This is a genomic window from Acinetobacter sp. YH12058, assembly GCF_013419805.1.
GTDB lineage: Bacteria > Pseudomonadota > Gammaproteobacteria > Pseudomonadales > Moraxellaceae > Acinetobacter > Acinetobacter towneri.
This window is the reverse complement of the sequence record NZ_VOZL01000010.1, coordinates 48,037-66,838: the sequence shown is the minus strand read 5'-3', so window position 1 is coordinate 66,838 and position 18,802 is coordinate 48,037. Positions and strand designations below refer to the sequence as shown.

Genomic DNA, 18,802 nt, shown 5'->3' with positions numbered 1-18,802 from the left:
TCATATTTATTGACTTGAACGAGTAATCCCTATGCCCCGTTTTTATATTGAGGCTGAATTAGTAGTAGATACGCAAGTTGAACTGACTGAAACAGTATTTCATCACTGGGTGAAAGTACTACGCGCACAAGTCGGTGAAACCGCCACCTTGTTCAATGGGCAAGGTGGTGAATATGAAGTGGAACTGGTTGAAGTTACCAAAAAAACAGCGCAAGTGCAGATTAAAAGTTTTAATCCAGACAATCGCATCCCAAGCTTTAGCGCCTTATTAGGACAAGTAATGAGCAAAGGCGATCGTATGGATTATGCGATTCAAAAAGCGGTAGAGCTTGGCGTGACTAACATTCAGTTGCTCACCTCTGAACGCTGTGAAATGCGCTTAAAATATGACCGCGATCAAAAAAAATTAGATCATTGGCAAGGTATTGCCATTGCAGCCTGTGAACAATGTGGCATGAATATCGTACCGAAAATTTTAGCCCCACTACGTTTAGAGGACTGGCTGAATAGTGACCTTCCTACCACCAAATTAGTGTTAGCACCGAATAAAGATCAAGTAGATGTGCTAAACAATGTCAGTAAAGATTTGGCTTTATTAATTGGGCCTGAAGGTGGTTTAAGCGAAACAGAAATTAGCGCTGCCAATGCGGTTGGCTTTCAAAACTGGTGTATTGGTACTCGGGTATTACGCACTGAAACCGCACCTGTGGTTGCTTTAGCTCTCTTAAATTATCGCTTGGCTGAGTAATTTATCCGTTTTTACAGAAATCGATTGCCAATAACATTGCAATTTATAAAGTACAGGATTAATCTCGAACAATATATTAAAAAATTTGCATAAAATTTAAACACAAAACAGCAATATTTTATGCATGAAAGTGATGTTATTTAAAAATATAAATGATGGAATCATTTAACTAGATTTTGGGGAAGTATGTCAGACGCTCAAGATGAATTGTTGCAGCAATACTTAGATGCTGCGCAAATCACCAATACCATTCGGCTTATTCGATTCTTTTTGGTCAGCATCCTGATTGTTTGCCTGTATGTGTTTTTTATTTATCAAATTTCTTTCTCACATTCATCACCTTACTTCAATATCTGGTTTATTCTCACTGAACTGACCATTGGTTCGTGTTTACTGCTCACAGCAATTCACTTTAAAGTGGGACAATATCAACTCCAACAAGCACATCGTTGGTTAAAATTGGTGTGTTTCTTGATCGGAACAGCAATCGCGGTTGGGGTAAGTTTACTGTATTACTTTTTACCTCAGCAAAACCCTGAACTGAGCAACTATGAAGCGATTATTTTAGCGGCCTTATTAATTATTGTGAGTCAAACCTTTGCCCTCACCTTTTTAACGCAGCGCTTGAGTTATTTTTGCTGGGTATTCATTCCAGTGATTACACCCTATATTTTCGCACAGTTTTTAGTTCACTCCGAAACTTCCGCTTTCTTTTTTCTCGCGACAAATTTTGCCTTAATTACCTTACTGATTTGTGCCAATACTTCAATGCACATGCATCGTCGTTTATCGAGCGTCTATTTTAAGAACGACCAACTCAAAAAAGCCGCAGAGCAACAAGTCGGCTGGACAGATCAACTCTGCCAACAATTACAAGTTGAAATGAACAAGTCCAAAGATATTGAACTTCAACTGCAATTTAACAATCAAATGCTAGAACAAAAAGTAAGAGAACGTACCTTTGACTTAGAACAAACGCACCAAGATTTAATCAATCAACAACATAGTTTAATTTTAGCGCATGAAGCCGCAGGTCTAAAAGCATGGGACTGGAATATACGGCAACGCAGTATTGTCTTTGGTGGTGGCGCACAGCAAACTCGTTTAGAGAATACCAAACAGCATCGGAATAAATTACAGCAACTGATTCACCCTGATGATATTCCGCACTTTCACCAAACCATGAAACAACATTTACGGGGTCTAACTGAACGCTATCAAGCCACATATCGCGTACAACATAGTTCAGGTCAATGGTATTGGGTGCATGATATTGGTCGGGTGATTGAGCGTGATCCTGTCACCAATAAACCTTTGCGCATGGTGGGGATTCGCCGTGACATTCACCAAGAACGAATTGGACAAGAGCGCTTAAAACTCACTGCCAGCGTACTTGAACAGGCAGCCGAAGGTATTTTTATTTTAGATGAAAACTTACGTTATATTGAAGCCAACCCATTCTATGCTCAAATGAGCGGATTTAAACGCGACCATATTTTAGGCAAATATCTGTTTGATTTGGTCGAGTCCCACAAAGCACATCAACGCATTACGCAAGAAGAAATTCTTCAACAATTGCTCAGCACAGGTAAATATGATGCTGAAATGAATACAAGATTCCGCTCTGGTAAAGAACTCGCAGTTCGTGTGCATATCAATGCCGTCACCGATGAGCAAAACCGCATTATTAATTATATTGGGATTGTGTCTGATTTAACCGAACATAAACTACAAGAACAGCGTCTATCCTATTTAGAAAATTACGACCCACTGACCGACTTGCCTAATCGCTTTTACTATAATTATCAACTACATCAATATCTTATTTCGCAGCAAGATTCATTGCAGCAATTGGCGGTCATTCGACTCAATATTGACCGTTTCAGACCTTTAAATGAATATTTAAGCAATAATGGTGGCGATGAATTACTCCGTCAAGTGGCGCAGCGTTTACGCATCACCAATGCCGAAGCGCTGTTTGTCGCGCACTTAAATGGCGATGATTTTGCAATTGTGTATGAAATTTCTCATATTCGCCCTTCTATACAGCAGCACTGTGAACGCATCGCCAAAGCCTTTAATTTGCCGTTTAATGTGCAGGGACAAGAACATATTATTACCCTGTCGATGGGGGTTTCCCTCTATCCTGAACATGGACGCCAGCTGGATTATCTGAATAATTGTGCAGAACAAGCCTTGTCTGAAGCCAAGCGTTTGGGTGGTAATACCGTTAAATATTACGCTTTAGACAACACCAAACTGCTAGAACAAGATGTGCATTTAGAGCGTGACTTACGCCAAGCCATTAAAAATGATGAGTTAATTGTATATTATCAACCTAAAATTGATTTCCATAATTATCAGGTAGTTGGGTTTGAAGCATTGGTGCGCTGGAAACATCCAACCAAAGGCATTATTCCACCGAACCTATTTATTCCTATTGCGGAACAAACCAGTTTAATTTCCGATATTGGTCGGGTTGTAATTCAACAAACTGCCAAGCAAATTCGTGAATGGAATCTGTTAGGTTTTGATCATATCCAAGTATCGGTTAATGTAGTTGCACAACAACTGCAACGTGGTCAATTACTGCAAGATTTAGATGATGCGATTAATACCTATCAAATTTCAGGTGCAAGCTTAGAATTAGAAATTACCGAATCCTCTTTAGTGGAAAACTCCACAACCGTTAAGTCTTTATTAGATGAAATTAAACAACGTGATATTCATATCGCCTTAGATGATTTTGGTACAGGCTATTCTTCACTTTCTTACTTAACAGACTTCCCAATTGACAGTTTAAAAATAGACCGTAGCTTTGTTTCTAAAATTGGAAATACCAAACAAGAAGCCATTGTTAGTGCCATGATTGCTATGGGCAAAGCCATGGGCATGAGCGTGGTGGCTGAGGGGATTGAAACTGAGCAACAACTGCAATATTTGCAGAATTTAAATTGTGATATTGCTCAGGGATATTTATTCTCTAGGCCTTTGCCTGAAAGTGAAGCGACCCAATTTCTAAAAGCCAATTTAGTATCGCGCGCTTATCGCTCCTTAATCTGAAACTAGACCCAAAAGCTCTAAGTTTGTTCTAAAAATAAACAGTGACGTCTGTGCTAAGGGGGCAAGTAATGGTATATTCGATAAGATTCATAAAAAAACCACCAGCATCGCTGGCCAACTTGTCACACACGAGATTCAGATGGACGATCAATCATTAAAACAGCAGGCACTTTACTATCACGAATTTCCAACACCAGGAAAAATCAGCGTTACTCCAAGTAAGCAGCTGGTCAACCAACGTGACTTAGCGCTCGCTTACTCACCAGGTGTCGCAGCACCATGTTTAGAGATTGAACGTGATCCTTCAACAGCTGCACTTTATACCGCTCGCGGTAACTTGGTTGCTGTCGTTAGTAACGGTACAGCAGTATTAGGTTTAGGTAATATCGGTCCTTTGGCGTCTAAACCTGTGATGGAAGGTAAAGGCGTACTCTTTAAAAAGTTTGCTGGTGTCGATGTATTTGACATCGAAATTGCTGAAAATGATCCAGACAAAATTGTAGATATTGTTGCAGCATTAGAACCAACTTTTGGTGGTATTAACCTTGAAGACATCAAGGCACCAGAATGTTTCTACATTGAGCAAAAACTTCGTGAACGCATGAATATTCCTGTGTTCCACGATGACCAACACGGTACGTCAATCATTGTAGGTTCTGCCCTACTCAATGCCTTGTTACTTAACGGCAAGAAGATTGAAGAAATCAAAATCGTTGCTTCAGGTGCAGGTGCAGCCGCACTGTCTTGTTTAGACCTGTTGTGTGCATTGGGCGCGAAAAAAGAAAATATCATTGTTGCAGATTCGCGCGGTCTAATCACCACCAAACGTGAAGGTTTGGATGACTCGAAAAAACGCTATATGCAAGACATTGAAGGAACGCAACTTGCTGATGTAATTAGCGGTGCGGATATGTTCCTTGGTCTTTCTGCAGCGGGTATCTTGACCAAAGCTATGGTCAAAGAAATGGCTGAAAATCCAATTATCTTTGCTTTGGCTAACCCAGATCCAGAAATCTTACCTGAACATGCGCATGAAGTACGTCCAGATGTGATTATGGCGACTGGTCGTTCGGACTACCCGAACCAAGTTAACAACGCACTTTGCTTCCCGTATATTTTCCGTGGTGCATTAGACGTTGGCGCAACTACCATCAACGAAGAAATGAAAATTGCTTGTGTACACGCAATTGCACGCATGGCACACATTGAAGCAGATGCTGCGACTTATGGTGAAAAATCTGCATCATTCGGTCGTGACTATTTAATTCCACGTCCACTTGATCAGCGTTTAATTCTTGAAATTGCACCTGCAGTTGCTCAAGCGGCAATGGATTCAGGTGTAGCAAGTCGTCCAATTCAAGACTTCTCTGCATACCGTCAGCGTTTGTCTGAGTTTGTATATAACTCGGCATTTATGATGAAGCCTATTTTTGCTCAAGCAAAAACTGATCCTAAACGTATTGCTTATGCAGAAGGTGAAGACTTACGCGTCCTTCGCGCAGTACAAATTGCAGTGGATGAAGGCTTGGCTAAACCAATCCTTGTAGGTCGTACCTCAGTAATTGAAGCGAACATCAAAAAGTTAGGTTTACGTCTTGAACATGGCGTGAATATGGAAATAGTAGACCAGGAAAACAACCCTAACTACGAAAAATTTGCAGATGATTACTACACCATCATGCAGCGTAAAGGCGTTACACCTGAATACGCGCAGCGTGAAGCACGTCGTCGCTCTACCCTCATTGCAGCAATGTTAGTGAAGCATGGTTTAGCCGATGGTATGTTATGTGGTACTTATTCAAGCTACGACATTCACCTTGATTTCGTAAAAAATGTGATTGGTCTAAAAGAAGGTCGTACTAACTTCTTTACCCTTAACGCATTGATGCTTGAAGATCGCAACTTGTTCATTGCCGACACTTATGTCAACACAAACCCAACTGCTGAACAGTTGGCTGAAATGACACTTTTAGCGGCTGAAGAAGTACGCCGTTTTGGTATGACACCACGCGTTGCTCTACTTTCTCACTCAAGTTTTGGTTCTGACCAACAAGACTCTAGCGCACAAAAAATGCGTAAAGTCTTTGAAATCTTGAGTGAGATTGCACCTGAGCTTGAAGTTGAAGGTGAAATGCACGGTGATGCAGCATTAGACGAAAATATCCGTCATTTTGCTTTCCCGAACTCACGCTTCAAAGGTTCTGCAAACTTGTTGATTATGCCGAACTTAGATGCTGCCAATATTTCATTTAACTTGTTGAAATCGACTTCAGGTAACAATGTTACGATTGGCCCTATCTTGTTAGGTGCAGCAAAACCTGTACATATTTTGACTCCGACTGCAACGACACGTCGTGTTGTGAATATGACTGCCCTCACTGTTGCTGAAATTCAACAAACAGCACAAGTTAAAGCATAAACCTATATTTCTGAGTGACTGACTCAGAATTATAGACTTGAGAAAACCTCTATTCTGTAGCATGATTGCTTGAAGAATAGAGGTTTTTTCATGCAAGTTTATTTAGTAGGCGGTGCAGTTCGAGATCACTTACTCGGGCATCCCTATCACGAAAAAGATTATGTTGTCGTTGGCGCAACGCCCGAACAACTTTTGGCTCAAGGCTTTCAACCTGTGGGCAAAGACTTCCCTGTTTTTCTTCATCCTGAAACCAAAGATGAATATGCACTTGCTCGCACTGAGCGCAAATCTGGACACGGTTATCACGGTTTTGAATTTCATACCGACCCAAGCGTGACCTTAGAAGAAGATTTAATCCGTCGTGATTTAACCATTAACGCCATGGCAATGGATAGTGATGGCAATGTCTACGACCCTTACGGTGGACAGCAAGATCTGTGCAATAAAGTGCTGCGCCATGTTTCCAATGCTTTTGTAGAAGACCCGTTACGGGTGCTGCGTATTGCTCGTTTTGCAGCACGTTATCATGCTTTAGGCTTTGTGGTTGCACCTGAAACCTTGTTATTAATGCAAGAGTTGGCAGAATCTGGTGAGTTACATGCGCTGACACCTGAACGCGTATGGAAAGAAACTTCACGTGCCTTAATGGAAGCACGTGCCGATGTTTATTTTGAAACATTGCGTGCCTGTGGTGCTTTAAAAGTTTTATTTCCTGAATTAGATGCTTTATTCGGTATTCCACAGCGTCCTGAATATCACCCTGAAATTGACAGTGGTGTGCACACCATGATGTCACTACAACAAGCCTGTCGTGCCAATTACTCACTCGATGTACGCTTTGCAGTGTTATTGCATGATTTAGGCAAGGCCTTGACCCCTGCCGATGAATTACCACGGCACATTATGCATGAAGAACGTGGGATTCGACCTGTAACGGAAGTGTGTGAACGCCTGCGCGTACCGACCAATACCAAACAACTTGCACTTGCTGTATGTAAAGAGCATTTAAAATGCCACCAAGCATTGAGCTTAAAGCCTGGCACGTTATGGCGCTTATTACAGCGTTTGGATGTCTTGCGTCGTCCTGAGCGTGTAGAAGCCTTTGTACAAGCCTGTGAATGTGACTCTCGTGGGCGTTTAGGTTTGGAAGATCGTGACTATCCGCAAGCGAGCTATATTTTGGAAGCGATTCAAGTGGTACGCAGCATTAAGGCGCAAGACTTACCTGCCGATGTCCAAGGCCCCGATATTGGTGAAATGCTGATTGAACGACGCATTAAAGCGATTGAGCAATTAAAGGCACGTCACTTGGCTGCTACTGCTTAGGCTATTTAAGTCTATAGAACGTCATTACATGCGTTCTTTGATCTATCATTCTTAACCTATTTAAGTCAGCCTAAATTTCTGATCGAAAAGCCGTAATCTTCTAAAATATAGAAGCTACGGCTTTTTAGCTCAAATAAATCCTTCTTGAAATAAGAAACTGTCTTTTGCTTTTAGGCAAGCTGCGCAGGAAAGCTAATCACTTGCTCTAAACGCATCTGCTCAGTTGCAATCATCAATAAGCGATCTATGCCCAAGGCGATACCTGAACATTCAGGCATGTTCGGCAACGCAGCCAATAAATATTCATCAATTGGCATCACATGTAAACCAAGTTGTGCGCGTTCTGCATTATCGGCTTCAAAACGAGAACGCAGCACAGTAGCATCAATCAATTCATCATAGGCATTGGCAAGCTCTAAACCTTCGATATATAGCTCAAAACGGGCTGCGACCAATTCCCCATCATCATCTGTTCTGGTTTTAGCCAAAGATGCTAATTCAGGTGGAAAATCGGTTAAAAATACAGGAGCATCAAAGCCCAAACTTGGTTCTACAAAATGTGAAAACAATAGGTCGATGTAGCCTAGACGGTCATCACCCAAATCCAGATGCAAACCCACACGATGACAGCAGTCTTTCAATTGTTGCAGACTTGCCTGTAAAGGATTTAAATCCAAACGATCCATAAATGCGTGTTTATAACTCAACACTGTTGGACGTACTTCGCCAAAGCGTTGTTTTAACGTCAGATTAAGTAAATCTGTCACCTCAAACATAAGCTCTTTCAGGCTAAATTCGGGACGATACCATTCCAACATGGTAAATTCGCTGTTGTGTTTACGTCCATGCTCATCATCACGAAAGACTTTGCAAATTTGATAAATAGCACCACTACCACTGGCCAATAAACGCTTCATGGCAAATTCAGGTGAGGTCTGTAAATAGTGCGTATGCAATTTGCCCTGCACATGGCGCTGTGCTTGCACTGAAGCCAAATGCACATCTGTCACTCCTGCCTGTGACAAAATTGGCGTTTCAACTTCAAGTACTTCACGTTCCGCAAAAAAATGGCGTATTTGTGCATACAATTGTGCACGTGCGCGCATGCTGTTTAAGTCGCAAGTTGGTTGATATTGGAGATTTGAACTCATGCTTGCGGGCCTCCGTGTGCTGCCCATTCACGACGCAGAGGATAGGTTTTTCTTAAATGATCAAAAGCCTGCTGCTCAACTTTGCCCGCTTTGACACAGGCACGTAAATTGGCATCATCCTGTGCAATATCATAAATTTGACTTAAATGTGCATGCAGACTATTTTTCAAATCTTGGGTTTTGAAATATTGCGCGCAGCTTGGCAATTGAGTTTCAAATTGTTTTGTGGCATCTAAACCAAAATTTTCACAAAAAGCCTGATAAATCATTTGTGTGCCGCGTGCCTTGCCTTCTAGGCTATACCCTGCAATATGCGGGGTTGCCAAAGCAAGCAAATCTAATAATTCTGCAGAGATTTCAGGTTCATATTCAAAAACATCTAATACCACTAAACGCTGAGTATGTTGAATATCCTGCATTAAAGCCGCTTCTTCTACCACTGGCCCACGCGCTGAATTAATCAGAATGGCTTGAGGCTTCATACATGCCAAACGCGCTGCATTAATTAAATGATGAGTAGGATGTTCACCAGTTTCTGTTAATGGCACATGAATGGAAATTGCATCTGCCTGTTGTAATAGTGCATCTAAGTCACATTGCTGCACATTGGGCAACTGCACAAATGGATCGTATGCGATGACATCCCAACCTAATAATTGTGCCATTTTGACCAAGCGCGAGCCGACATTGCCCAGTCCAATAATGCCAAGTTTAAAGTTTTGATTGGCATGTAGTAATTCAGGCTCGAGATGAAGCAATGCGGTAATCACATACTCACTCACCGCCTGCGCATTACAACCTGCCGCATTTGACCATGCAATGCCCTGCTGCTCGATGGCTGGGATATCAAGGTGGTCTGTGCCAATGGTCGCGCTGCCAATAAATTGAAGCGCGGTCTGTTGAATCAATGCTGCATTCACTTGGGTGACGGAACGAACTAGCAGCGCATCAGCATCTTGCACATCTTGATGCGTTAGACGGCGTCCAGCCTTGTGCTCTATTTCTGCCAAATCTGCAAAGAAATAATCGGTATATGCCAGATTTTCATCTGCAATGATTTTCATAACGCCATCCCATGTGTGTTTGCTTGTTTATGATAGCTTGAGTTGTCTAGGATGACTATGATTGTTGAGATTAATGCAGAATTGTTGAACAGCAAGCCGACGATTCATTTAGGTGGAAACATGCACGTCTATATAAAAGTTGCATATTCACAGCAAAAAAATCAGCCACCCGAAGGTGGCTGACTGCTATAGATTAAGCGAGTTAAATCTTAACCAATAAATTTACGCGCATTGCGGAACATACGTAACCATGCACCATCTTCAGTCCATTCTTCAGGTTTCCAAGAATGTTGAAGCGCACGGAAATTACGTTCAGGGTGCGGCATCATAATTGTTGCACGACCATCTTTTGAAGTTACGCCTGAAATACCTTCTGGCGAACCATTCGGGTTCATTGGATAATGTTGAGTCGCATTTCCGTGGCTATCGACATAACGTAAAATCACTTGGTTGCCTGCGTTCAAGGCTGCCAAATTAGCTTCTGGTGCAACGACGCGACCTTCACCATGTGCCACTGCGATTGGTAAAATCGAGCCTTCCATATCTTGCAATAATACAGAGTTTGATTTTTCCACACGGACGTTAACGCTACGCGCTTCAAACACTTCTGAAGTATTACGATGGAAACGTGGCCACGCTTCTGCACCTGGAATGAGTGGTGCTAATTGTGACAACATTTGACAACCGTTACAGATACCCAGTGAGAATGTTTCTTGACGTTTAAAGAATTTCTCAAACTGGTCACGTAATTTCGGGTTAAACAAGACTGACTTTGCCCAGCCACCGCCCGCACCTAAGACGTCACCGTAAGAGAAACCACCACACGCAACCAAGCCTTCAAAGTCGTCTAAATCGACACGCCCTGCAAGCAAGTCACTCATGTGTACGTCAACGGTGTTAAAGCCGACTTTGTCAAATGCTGCCGCCATTTCTACATGACCGTTTACGCCTTGTTCACGTAAAATCACCATGTTAGGACGACGTGTGTTGATGTATGGCGCTTCAACTGGCTCATTTAAGTCAAATGTCGGTTGAGCAATTAAGCCTTTGTGGTTCTTATCTGTAATCAAGGCAAATTCTTGATCAGCAGTTTCTGAGTTGTCACGTAAACGCTGGATTTGGTGTGATACTTCACTCCAAGCCGTTTGCAAATCAGCACGCTCAAGCACTAAGCCATTTACAGCAAGTTGGTCGGTGTTATTAACTGTACCGACTACCGAAATTGCATCTTTCAGAGTAGATGCAGCAACTTCAGTAACTAAGTCAGCCCAATCCGCTTTAGAAATTTGTAGTACTGCACCAATTTCTTCAGCAAACAATGCCGCAACAGATTGATCTTCAAGCGCTACGCCTAAACGCGAAGCGAACATCATTTCTGTCACAGTTGCCAATAAACCACCATCACCGATGTCATGGTAAGCTTGAATCAAGCCGCGGTTATTCCAGTCTTGTACCAAAGCAAAGAATGCTTTGAATTCGTCAAAGTTATCGACATCTGGTGTTACTGAACCAATAGCTTTATAAACTTGCGCTAAAATTGAACCGCCTAAACGGAACTGACCTTTAGACAAGTCAATACGTACCAATACTGAATCGGTATTTTTCAATTCAGGGGTTAGTGTTTTACGTACATCGGTCACTGGTGCAAATGCAGTAATTACACCTGACATTGGTGAAGTTACAGATTTATCAACACCTTCGTCATTCCAAGTGGTACGCATAGACAATGAGTCTTTACCTACTGGAATTGCAATTCCTAGCGCAGGACACATTTCCATACCAATGGCTTTTACACCTTCAAACAAAGCTTGGTCTTCGCCTTTTTGACCTGCTGCTGCCATCCAGTTTGCAGATAATTTAATGTCGCTGATCTGGTCAATTTTGGCTGACATGATATTGGAAATAGATTCTGCCACTGCCAAACGCGCAGATGCTGCAGGGTTTAATAAAGCTACAGGTGGACGTTCACCCATCGCCATTGCTTCACCTGTAAAGCCTTGCAAGCTGGTAGTGGTTACTGCTGCATCTGCAACAGGCACCTGCCATGGGCCAACCAACTGATCACGTGCAACCATACCTGTAATTGAACGGTCACCAATCGTGATTAGGAATGATTTAGAAGCAACAGTTGGATTCTTGATGACACGGTAAATCGCATCTTTCAGATCAGTAACTTGAGCTGCATCAAAATCATCACCTTGACGCTCAATGCTTTCATAAGAACGGCTCATGCGTGGCGTACCACCTAACAAGACCTGCATTGGCATATCTACAGCTTTGTTATTGAACAGTGGATCTTCAACCGTTAAATGACGCGCTTCTGTCGCTTCACCCAATACTGCAAACGGACAACGCTCACGCGCACAGATTGATTCAAATAATTCTAAAGAACTTGGACGGATGGCCAATACATAACGCTCTTGCGCTTCGTTTGACCAAATTTCCATTGGTGACATGCCTGGTTCTAAAGATGGAATCTTACGCAAATCAAGTACAGCACCTAGTTCGTGATCATTCACCAACTCAGGCATTGCGTTTGAAATACCACCTGCACCCACGTCATGCACTGATACGATTGGGTTAGCATCTTCCAAACGCCAGCACGTATCAATTACTTCTTGGCAACGACGTTCCATTTCTGGGTTTTCACGTTGTACTGAAGCAAAGTCAAGGTTTTCACCCATGGTTCCGCTATCTACAGAAGATGCAGCGCCACCGCCTAAACCGATCAACATCGCAGGGCCGCCTAAAACGATTAATAAATCGCCTGGCTGAATTGGGTCTTTTTCGACATGGTCTGGACGAATGTTGCCGTAACCACCTGCAATCATGATTGGTTTATGGAAGCCTTTTACTTCACCATTCACGTTTTGCTCGAAAGTACGGAAGTAACCATTTAACGCAGGACGACCAAATTCGTTGTTAAACGCTGCACCGCCCAATGGGCCTTCAATCATAATTTGTAATGGCGATGCCATACGTGAAGGCTTGCCATAGTTTTCTTCCCAAGGCTGTTCAAAACCAGGAATATTTAAATTCGATACTGTAAAGCCTGTTAAACCTGCTTTTGGTTTACCACCACGACCTGTCGCGCCTTCATCACGGATTTCACCACCCGAACCTGTCGCAGCACCTGCAAATGGTGCAATTGCAGTTGGGTGGTTGTGTGTTTCCACTTTCATAAGAATGTGGGCAGCTTGGCTCTTATATTTATAAACGTAGTGACCTGTTGCAGCATCTTTTTTCGGATAGAAACGCTGCGTATCAAAACCAACAATCACCGAAGCGTTGTCTTTGTAAGCCGACAATACGTCTGTTGGTGATTCTTTATAAGTATTTTTGATCATTTGGAACAATGACAATGGCTGTACTTCGCCATCAATTGTCCATTCAGAACCAAAGATTTTGTGACGGCAGTGCTCAGAGTTGGCTTGTGCAAACATCATCAATTCAATGTCATGCGGATTACGGCCTAACTTGATAAATGCTTCGGTTAAATAATCAATTTCTTCATCAGACAAGGCAAAACCAAACTCACTGTTGGCTTTTACCAATGCCGCTTTGCCTTCACCCAAAATATCAATGCTATTTAAAGGTTTTGGTTCAGTTTCAACAAATAACGCTGCAGCATCGTTAATGTGGTTAAACACACTTTCGGTCATGCGGTCATGCAATACTTGTTTTACTTCGTTTGAAACGTCTGTAATACCTTTTAAGGTAAACAAAACACCGCGTTCTAGGCGGTGTACAGGCGTATTACAGTTGGCAAAAATATCGGTTGCTTTTGATGACCAAGGAGAAATTGTGCCCACACGTGGTGTCACTAAAATTTGAACTTCATCACTTGCAGCTTGGCGTAATTCAAAAGATGCACCATCGTTTAAAAGCTGTAAAGCAGATTGCTGTTGTTGCTCGTCGAGCGCTTGGTCAAATAAATAAACCCATTGGCTATCGAAAGATTGAACAGAACTCATTGACGCTAAACGGTTTAAGAGTTGAGTTTTCTTAAAAGATGAATGTGCAGGTGCACCGGCAACGATAAACATGCTGATTTTGGCTCCACGGGCTGATCTTTTGGACCATGCCACAATGTGACTTGAAGAGAGCGCATATTCTACTGTGAAATGCCATAATCAGCTAGATGGAAAATGGTTTTCTTGGCGCGTTTCGGCAGTAAAACTTCCGAATGTTGATTTAAAGCCTCTATTTCAGATCAATGTATTCAAGATTCGTGCTTTAAATTGCACAAAGCACTCTCACTGTGGAAATTACTGAATGATTGATGCTGTTTTTATTTTCTATGCCATCTGTTTACACACAGATGCTCTAAAGATCAGGACATGACGCTCAACTTCCGCCTTGCTCAATATCAACTAATCAAAGCACCTCAAATTCAATACGTCGATTTTTCTTACGTCCTTGTGGCGTTGTATTGTCTGCGACAGGCTGATTAGAACCTTGACCTTCGGTGCTTAAATGCGTTATCGCAATACCTTTATCGATCAAATAATTTTTTACCGCGCCTGCACGTGATTGGCTTAACACTATATTTTTATGCGCATCGCCCGAACTGTCTGTATGTCCAACAATTTTCACTTTTTTGGTGCCAACTTGCTTCAATGCCACAGCCATTTCATCCAGAATTTTTTGCCCTACGTCAGTCAAAATTGCACTGCCCGATTCAAACTCAACAATCCTGTTTTTGAGCGCAGCATCCAGCATTTTTTGTTCATACTGACTCCCCGAAAGCTGTGTGTTCAAACGATAAGGCTGCTGTACCAAAGCCTGAAAATTTGCTGTCGTGGCTTGAATTTGATGAGCAGCATTCACTTTTCCTTTCAAATCAACTTGAGTCCCTTTCACACGTAACTGCCCTTGCGAAATCTTTTTTAACTCTGCTGTAATCATACGCGAAACTGAGTCATCCCAACCATTCGGTGCAACAACTGCACGGACTTGAATTTTATCTAACACCTGCGATTCACCATACACAGCTTGCATTTTCGCCAAAATGGCTTGTTTACTTGCTTCGTTTGGCACCACACCTTCTATAACAATGGGCGCTGCATAAGTCAAATGACTTTGGACTAAAAAACACAAGCCAATAAGTAGACTTACGCGAATACGTTTTTGATTATTTTTCATATTTATTCATCTAAAAAAGTTTGTCTAAACAGCTTTAATGCTTGGTTAAGATTTAACTGCCGCTGACAAAGTAATTGTTCCAATGTTGCAAGACCTGCATTTTGTTCTAAATAAGCATCAATCCAAGTGGCTTGAATTAAAGAAACCCAATGTTCACCCTGCATATTTTGAATAAATAGATCGCGCAGCGTCATGACATCAGCCCCCTGAAAATCAATGATCAAAATGGGTGCCTCAAAATGTAGTATCCCCAGCAAAATTTCAGTATGATGCGCGCCTAAAAACCGCCCGATCATGCCCATCCAAAATGCTGCGATTTCAAAGCAATATCGCGGATGATTCAGCGGTAAAATCATCACTTTGTTTAAACGACGAGTGCCATTTTTGAGGACGGGTTGCAGTAAAAGTCCCAACCCAATCATACTCTGAGCCAAGTCATTGACACTGATTTTCATTAATTGTGCCAATGAATGCGTGCTGTGTTTTTCATAAAAGTCTTGGTATTCTTCTGCACTCAAAAGTTGAACCCTATTCGGCAATTGATTCAACAGTTCAAATGACATATTGGGATCACGGATATTGCTTAAGACCTGATTGCGTTGCAATAAATCAGTCCAAATAGCTTTGTAAGAAAATGGCGCAAATAACAAATTTTGACTGGGATTTCCGACCTCAAACAACTGACCCAGTAGCATTGGAAATGCCCGCCCCGAGCTATCTTGGCTCGCCTTTAAATTAACAGCTAAAAACATTGGTTCTGCTGGATGGGCAATCAAAAAATCTAAAGCAGGCAAAGTTGCATAACGCTGTTTAAAATCTGCGCTCTGCATGGCATGTTCCAGTGCATTACTAATCCACTGATCGAGCTGCTGAATGAGTTCCGATTGCCCTTTAGACTTTATAAAATCACCACGGGCAGGTATTTTTCCATAATATAAAGGTACGGTTTTTACTGCTTGCATACCCACCACGCCTTTTGCCAAGTGTTATTTCTCTTGATCATTGCGGAACGCCTCCCACTTGTGCAGACATTGTAGTTTTAGACTGCGTAGCCGCTGTTTGTGCGGGACTCATTGCTGTCGTTTGTGCAGCAACCACAAGAAGTGCTTTGGTCGTGGTGACTTGATCGACCAACTGCAACCCCACATAACCACGACTTGAACCAATATTGCCCGAGCTATGTCCGCTAATGAGTCGGAAATTCACTTTTAAAGATAAAGATGGTTCCGTTTTACTGACCCAAGTCATTTCAAAGTGACCGTTTTGCTCTTTGCGCTGTGCAGCATCAATTAAACGGTTAATGCCATATTCGCCCGGTGCTTCAAAAATAGTATGCGACTGACCGTTTAAATCGACTGCACTAATACGCACGCCGGGAATTGCGCCTGGATTGGGCCACACAAAGTTGACCCATTGTTGAATTCCATTTTCAAACTGCATTCGCTGACCATCAATATCGATGCTATACGATAAAAATTGTGGGTGCTGTAATGGATAAAATTGGAAATTGGATTGATTTGAAACAGCAGATGTTGCAGGCTGATCTAAACGTCCTGTTGCCATACCATGAATTGGCGCAACATATTGCGGAAATGCCATCACAAACTGAGGATTTAAATTTAAGCCTAAATCTTTCCATGTTTTTGAAGTTAAGACATAACCACGACGAATCAACAACGGATCTAAAGTGTCTTTGACAAAGCCAGCAATACTTCCTGTTTCACCAAAAATTTGTCCCATTTCCTGACTGGTTGCCTGTAAAGTCCCCCCTGAATGAAATGGATATTTCTGACCTAAATGTGTTGCAAACGGTTGATAGGCTTGAATACGCCATAATTTATTAATTTCATCTTGTGTCGGTACAATTAAACTTGCAAAAGATTGAGTTAGCGGTGTCATCAACAGTTTTTGTAATAATTGTTGGTCAGCCTCTTTTAAACCCACCATCATTTTTTCATCGACATATTTTTGCGTTGTATTAAAGACCGAGTTTTGATCATGGATGGTTTGTTTGAACAATGCCATTGCACTTGGTCCAATTTCCCCTGCCGTTTGAAGATCATTTAACTTGCTGCGCACCTGTGCAAGGTTGTTCATATACACATCAAACAGAGATTGATCCTGTAAATCGTCACGTTTACGCAGCAGTTGATAAAACATTTGGTATTCTTGAGAAATCGCACCTTGTGCTTTTAGAGCTGCCTGCGCTGCAGCTTTGTCATTAGATTGACGCAGCACTTTGTCTTTAAACCACGCCATAAATCCTTGTTCAGGCACAGCAAGTTCAGCTTGCACAATTGGATTATCCCAATTGGTTTCCACTGCAATACGTTGCAATAACTTGCGAATTGGCGAGTTTTGCGGCTCTCCCAACAGATCAAGCTGTTTCACTTGCTGATTGAACTGATCTGTTTTTGCATAATGGATGCCATTTAGAAATTTCTTCCATTCACTCACATATTCTTGCTGATACAAGCTCAGCAATTGTTTACGGATTTGTTCAGGACTTCCTGAAAAAGTTAGATCATCCGACTGATGACTATTGAGCACCCAATCTTTGCTGTCCGTTGGCTGATTGGCTACCTGATCAATGGCTTGTTCGACATATTCATTCCACGCCTGCTGCGTAAAAATACCAGGCAAAGCATGACTGCCTAAAACAATGCGACTGTGTTGCTCCCCCACAATTTGACTGACCGTAAGTGCAGGAAAACGTACTGCTGCACGCATTTTTATTTCGTTATATACCCGATCTCGTGCAGGCATTCCCTGAATGACCGACAACAGCACTTGACGAGTTTGATCGACCATTTGTGCATCGCTTTCCAGTACAGGAAAATCGTCCTGATGAGCGAGTGTCATGGCATAAGACAGGATTTTTTCTGCCTGCTGAATCATGTCCGTACGTGGCATTTCTCCACGATGGGCATCCAACCAAGTGCGCCAAAAACGTGAAATCTGATCACTTAAATGACTGCTCTCCCGATATTCAGGATTCGTCAGCATTAAATAAGCCTTTAACGCATTATAAGCATCTTGCGGATTTTGCACGGAAGGCTCTAAATATGGTTGAGTTTTCGCAACTTGCTGCGTTTTTGCATGTATATGATGCGCTTTGAGTGTTGCCGCATCTTGTTGGACACGCTGTAAGTATTGCGCGATATTTTGCTGGGTTGGCAACAATACAATCTGCTGAACGCCTTTTAGATATTCAACTTTGAGCTGTTCGCGTAACTTCTTGCCCTGATATAAGCCAAAACTGAACTTAAGTGGACGTTGTTCGGAAAACCCATCCAACTGTTGCAGACGTGCTTGTAAAATTAATAAGCTTTCGAGTTGTGTGGATAAAACCTGTCCAAAAGTTTTTTCCAGTCGTATAACTTGATCTAAGTCTGCCTGAACATCGGCAATGAGTTGTTGGTTATGACGATATGACCACACCCAAACACTGAGCAACAATCCAACACCAAGTAATGCAGCAGTAAACGCCATATATCGCTGACGTTTTTTCGCAGGATTAATATGTTGTTTCACCAAATGTTGATCACGCAAAATCACATTGGAAAACAAACCTTGTAAAAAATAACCATGATTTGGGGCAATCGAACTTTTTTCTTCGTCCTGAAAAGGGCTTGCAAGCTGCTGCAGTTGAAATTCTTGTGCAATACTTTCTGTCATCGGGCTTTCGATGCTGCATTCCTGTAAAGCACTGGTAAAATAAAAACCTCGAAAAACAGGTTGGAATTGATACGGATTATCTTCAAATAAAGTACCAATAAAACTTTTTAATGCTGGCTTTAAGGTTTTAAATTCCATCGGGTGAGAGTTATCGTTTGAAGGATAAAAAAAGAATAGGGATTCAGCCACAGGTTGAAACTTAATACGA

At 42.0% G+C, this 18,802-nt stretch carries 10 protein-coding genes and 1 pseudogene; 5 read left to right on the top strand and 6 right to left on the bottom strand.

The annotated features are described in order from the left end of the window. Window positions 1-31 precede the first annotated feature (31 nt). The 4 genes from FTU09_RS07895 to FTU09_RS07880 all read left to right on the top strand — a co-directional run bounded on the left by FTU09_RS07895 (window position 32) and on the right by FTU09_RS07880 (window position 7,556). Window positions 32-748, top strand: coding sequence for a 16S rRNA (uracil(1498)-N(3))-methyltransferase (locus FTU09_RS07895; RefSeq protein WP_154320509.1), 717 nt, complete (start codon window positions 32-34; stop codon window positions 746-748). A gap of 186 nt (window positions 749-934) precedes the next feature. Next, window positions 935-3,811, top strand: a complete 2,877-nt coding sequence (locus tag FTU09_RS07890; protein WP_179996088.1) for a bifunctional diguanylate cyclase/phosphodiesterase — start codon at window positions 935-937, stop codon at window positions 3,809-3,811. 139 nt (window positions 3,812-3,950) lie between these two features. Continuing rightward, a complete protein-coding gene (locus tag FTU09_RS07885; RefSeq protein WP_004972754.1) occupies window positions 3,951-6,230 on the top strand; it encodes an NADP-dependent malic enzyme in 2,280 nt (759 codons plus the stop codon). Between the two features lie 90 nt (window positions 6,231-6,320). Continuing rightward, window positions 6,321-7,556 (top strand): multifunctional CCA addition/repair protein, encoded by a 1,236-nt coding sequence (locus FTU09_RS07880; protein WP_004972751.1) that lies wholly within the window; start codon window positions 6,321-6,323, stop codon window positions 7,554-7,556. Between the two features lie 170 nt (window positions 7,557-7,726). On the opposite strand, the gene epmA is transcribed toward FTU09_RS07880, so the two are convergent. Continuing rightward, entirely contained in the window at window positions 7,727-8,707 is a 981-nt protein-coding gene (gene epmA, locus FTU09_RS07875; RefSeq protein WP_167846121.1) for an EF-P lysine aminoacylase EpmA, read from the bottom strand. Continuing rightward, window positions 8,704-9,771 (bottom strand): 4-phosphoerythronate dehydrogenase, encoded by a 1,068-nt coding sequence (locus FTU09_RS07870; protein WP_004972744.1) that lies wholly within the window; start codon window positions 9,769-9,771, stop codon window positions 8,704-8,706. The genes epmA and FTU09_RS07870 overlap by 4 nt, the downstream gene beginning before the upstream one ends. 51 nt (window positions 9,772-9,822) lie before the next feature. On the opposite strand from FTU09_RS07870, the gene FTU09_RS13850 reads away from it, so the two are divergent. Then, on the top strand, window positions 9,823-9,954 hold the full coding sequence (locus FTU09_RS13850; protein WP_256732322.1) for a hypothetical protein: 132 nt from the start codon (window positions 9,823-9,825) through the stop codon (window positions 9,952-9,954). A 26-nt stretch (window positions 9,955-9,980) separates the two neighbouring features. On the opposite strand, the gene purL is transcribed toward FTU09_RS13850, so the two are convergent. The 4 genes and pseudogenes from purL to FTU09_RS07850 all read right to left on the bottom strand — a co-directional run. Next, window positions 9,981-13,817 (bottom strand): phosphoribosylformylglycinamidine synthase, encoded by a 3,837-nt coding sequence (gene purL, locus FTU09_RS07865; RefSeq protein ID WP_180079953.1) that lies wholly within the window; start codon window positions 13,815-13,817, stop codon window positions 9,981-9,983. A 331-nt stretch (window positions 13,818-14,148) separates the two neighbouring features. Next, complete coding sequence (locus tag FTU09_RS07860; RefSeq protein ID WP_179988930.1) at window positions 14,149-14,916, bottom strand: OmpA family protein; 768 nt, start codon at window positions 14,914-14,916, stop codon at window positions 14,149-14,151. Between the two features lie 2 nt (window positions 14,917-14,918). Continuing rightward, a complete protein-coding gene (tagF, locus tag FTU09_RS07855; protein ID WP_180079961.1) occupies window positions 14,919-15,878 on the bottom strand; it encodes a type VI secretion system-associated protein TagF in 960 nt (319 codons plus the stop codon). A gap of 37 nt (window positions 15,879-15,915) precedes the next feature. Continuing rightward, a pseudogene (locus tag FTU09_RS07850) lies at window positions 15,916-18,735 on the bottom strand (ImcF-related family protein); the annotation flags it as partial. Window positions 18,736-18,802: the final 67 nt, after the last annotated feature.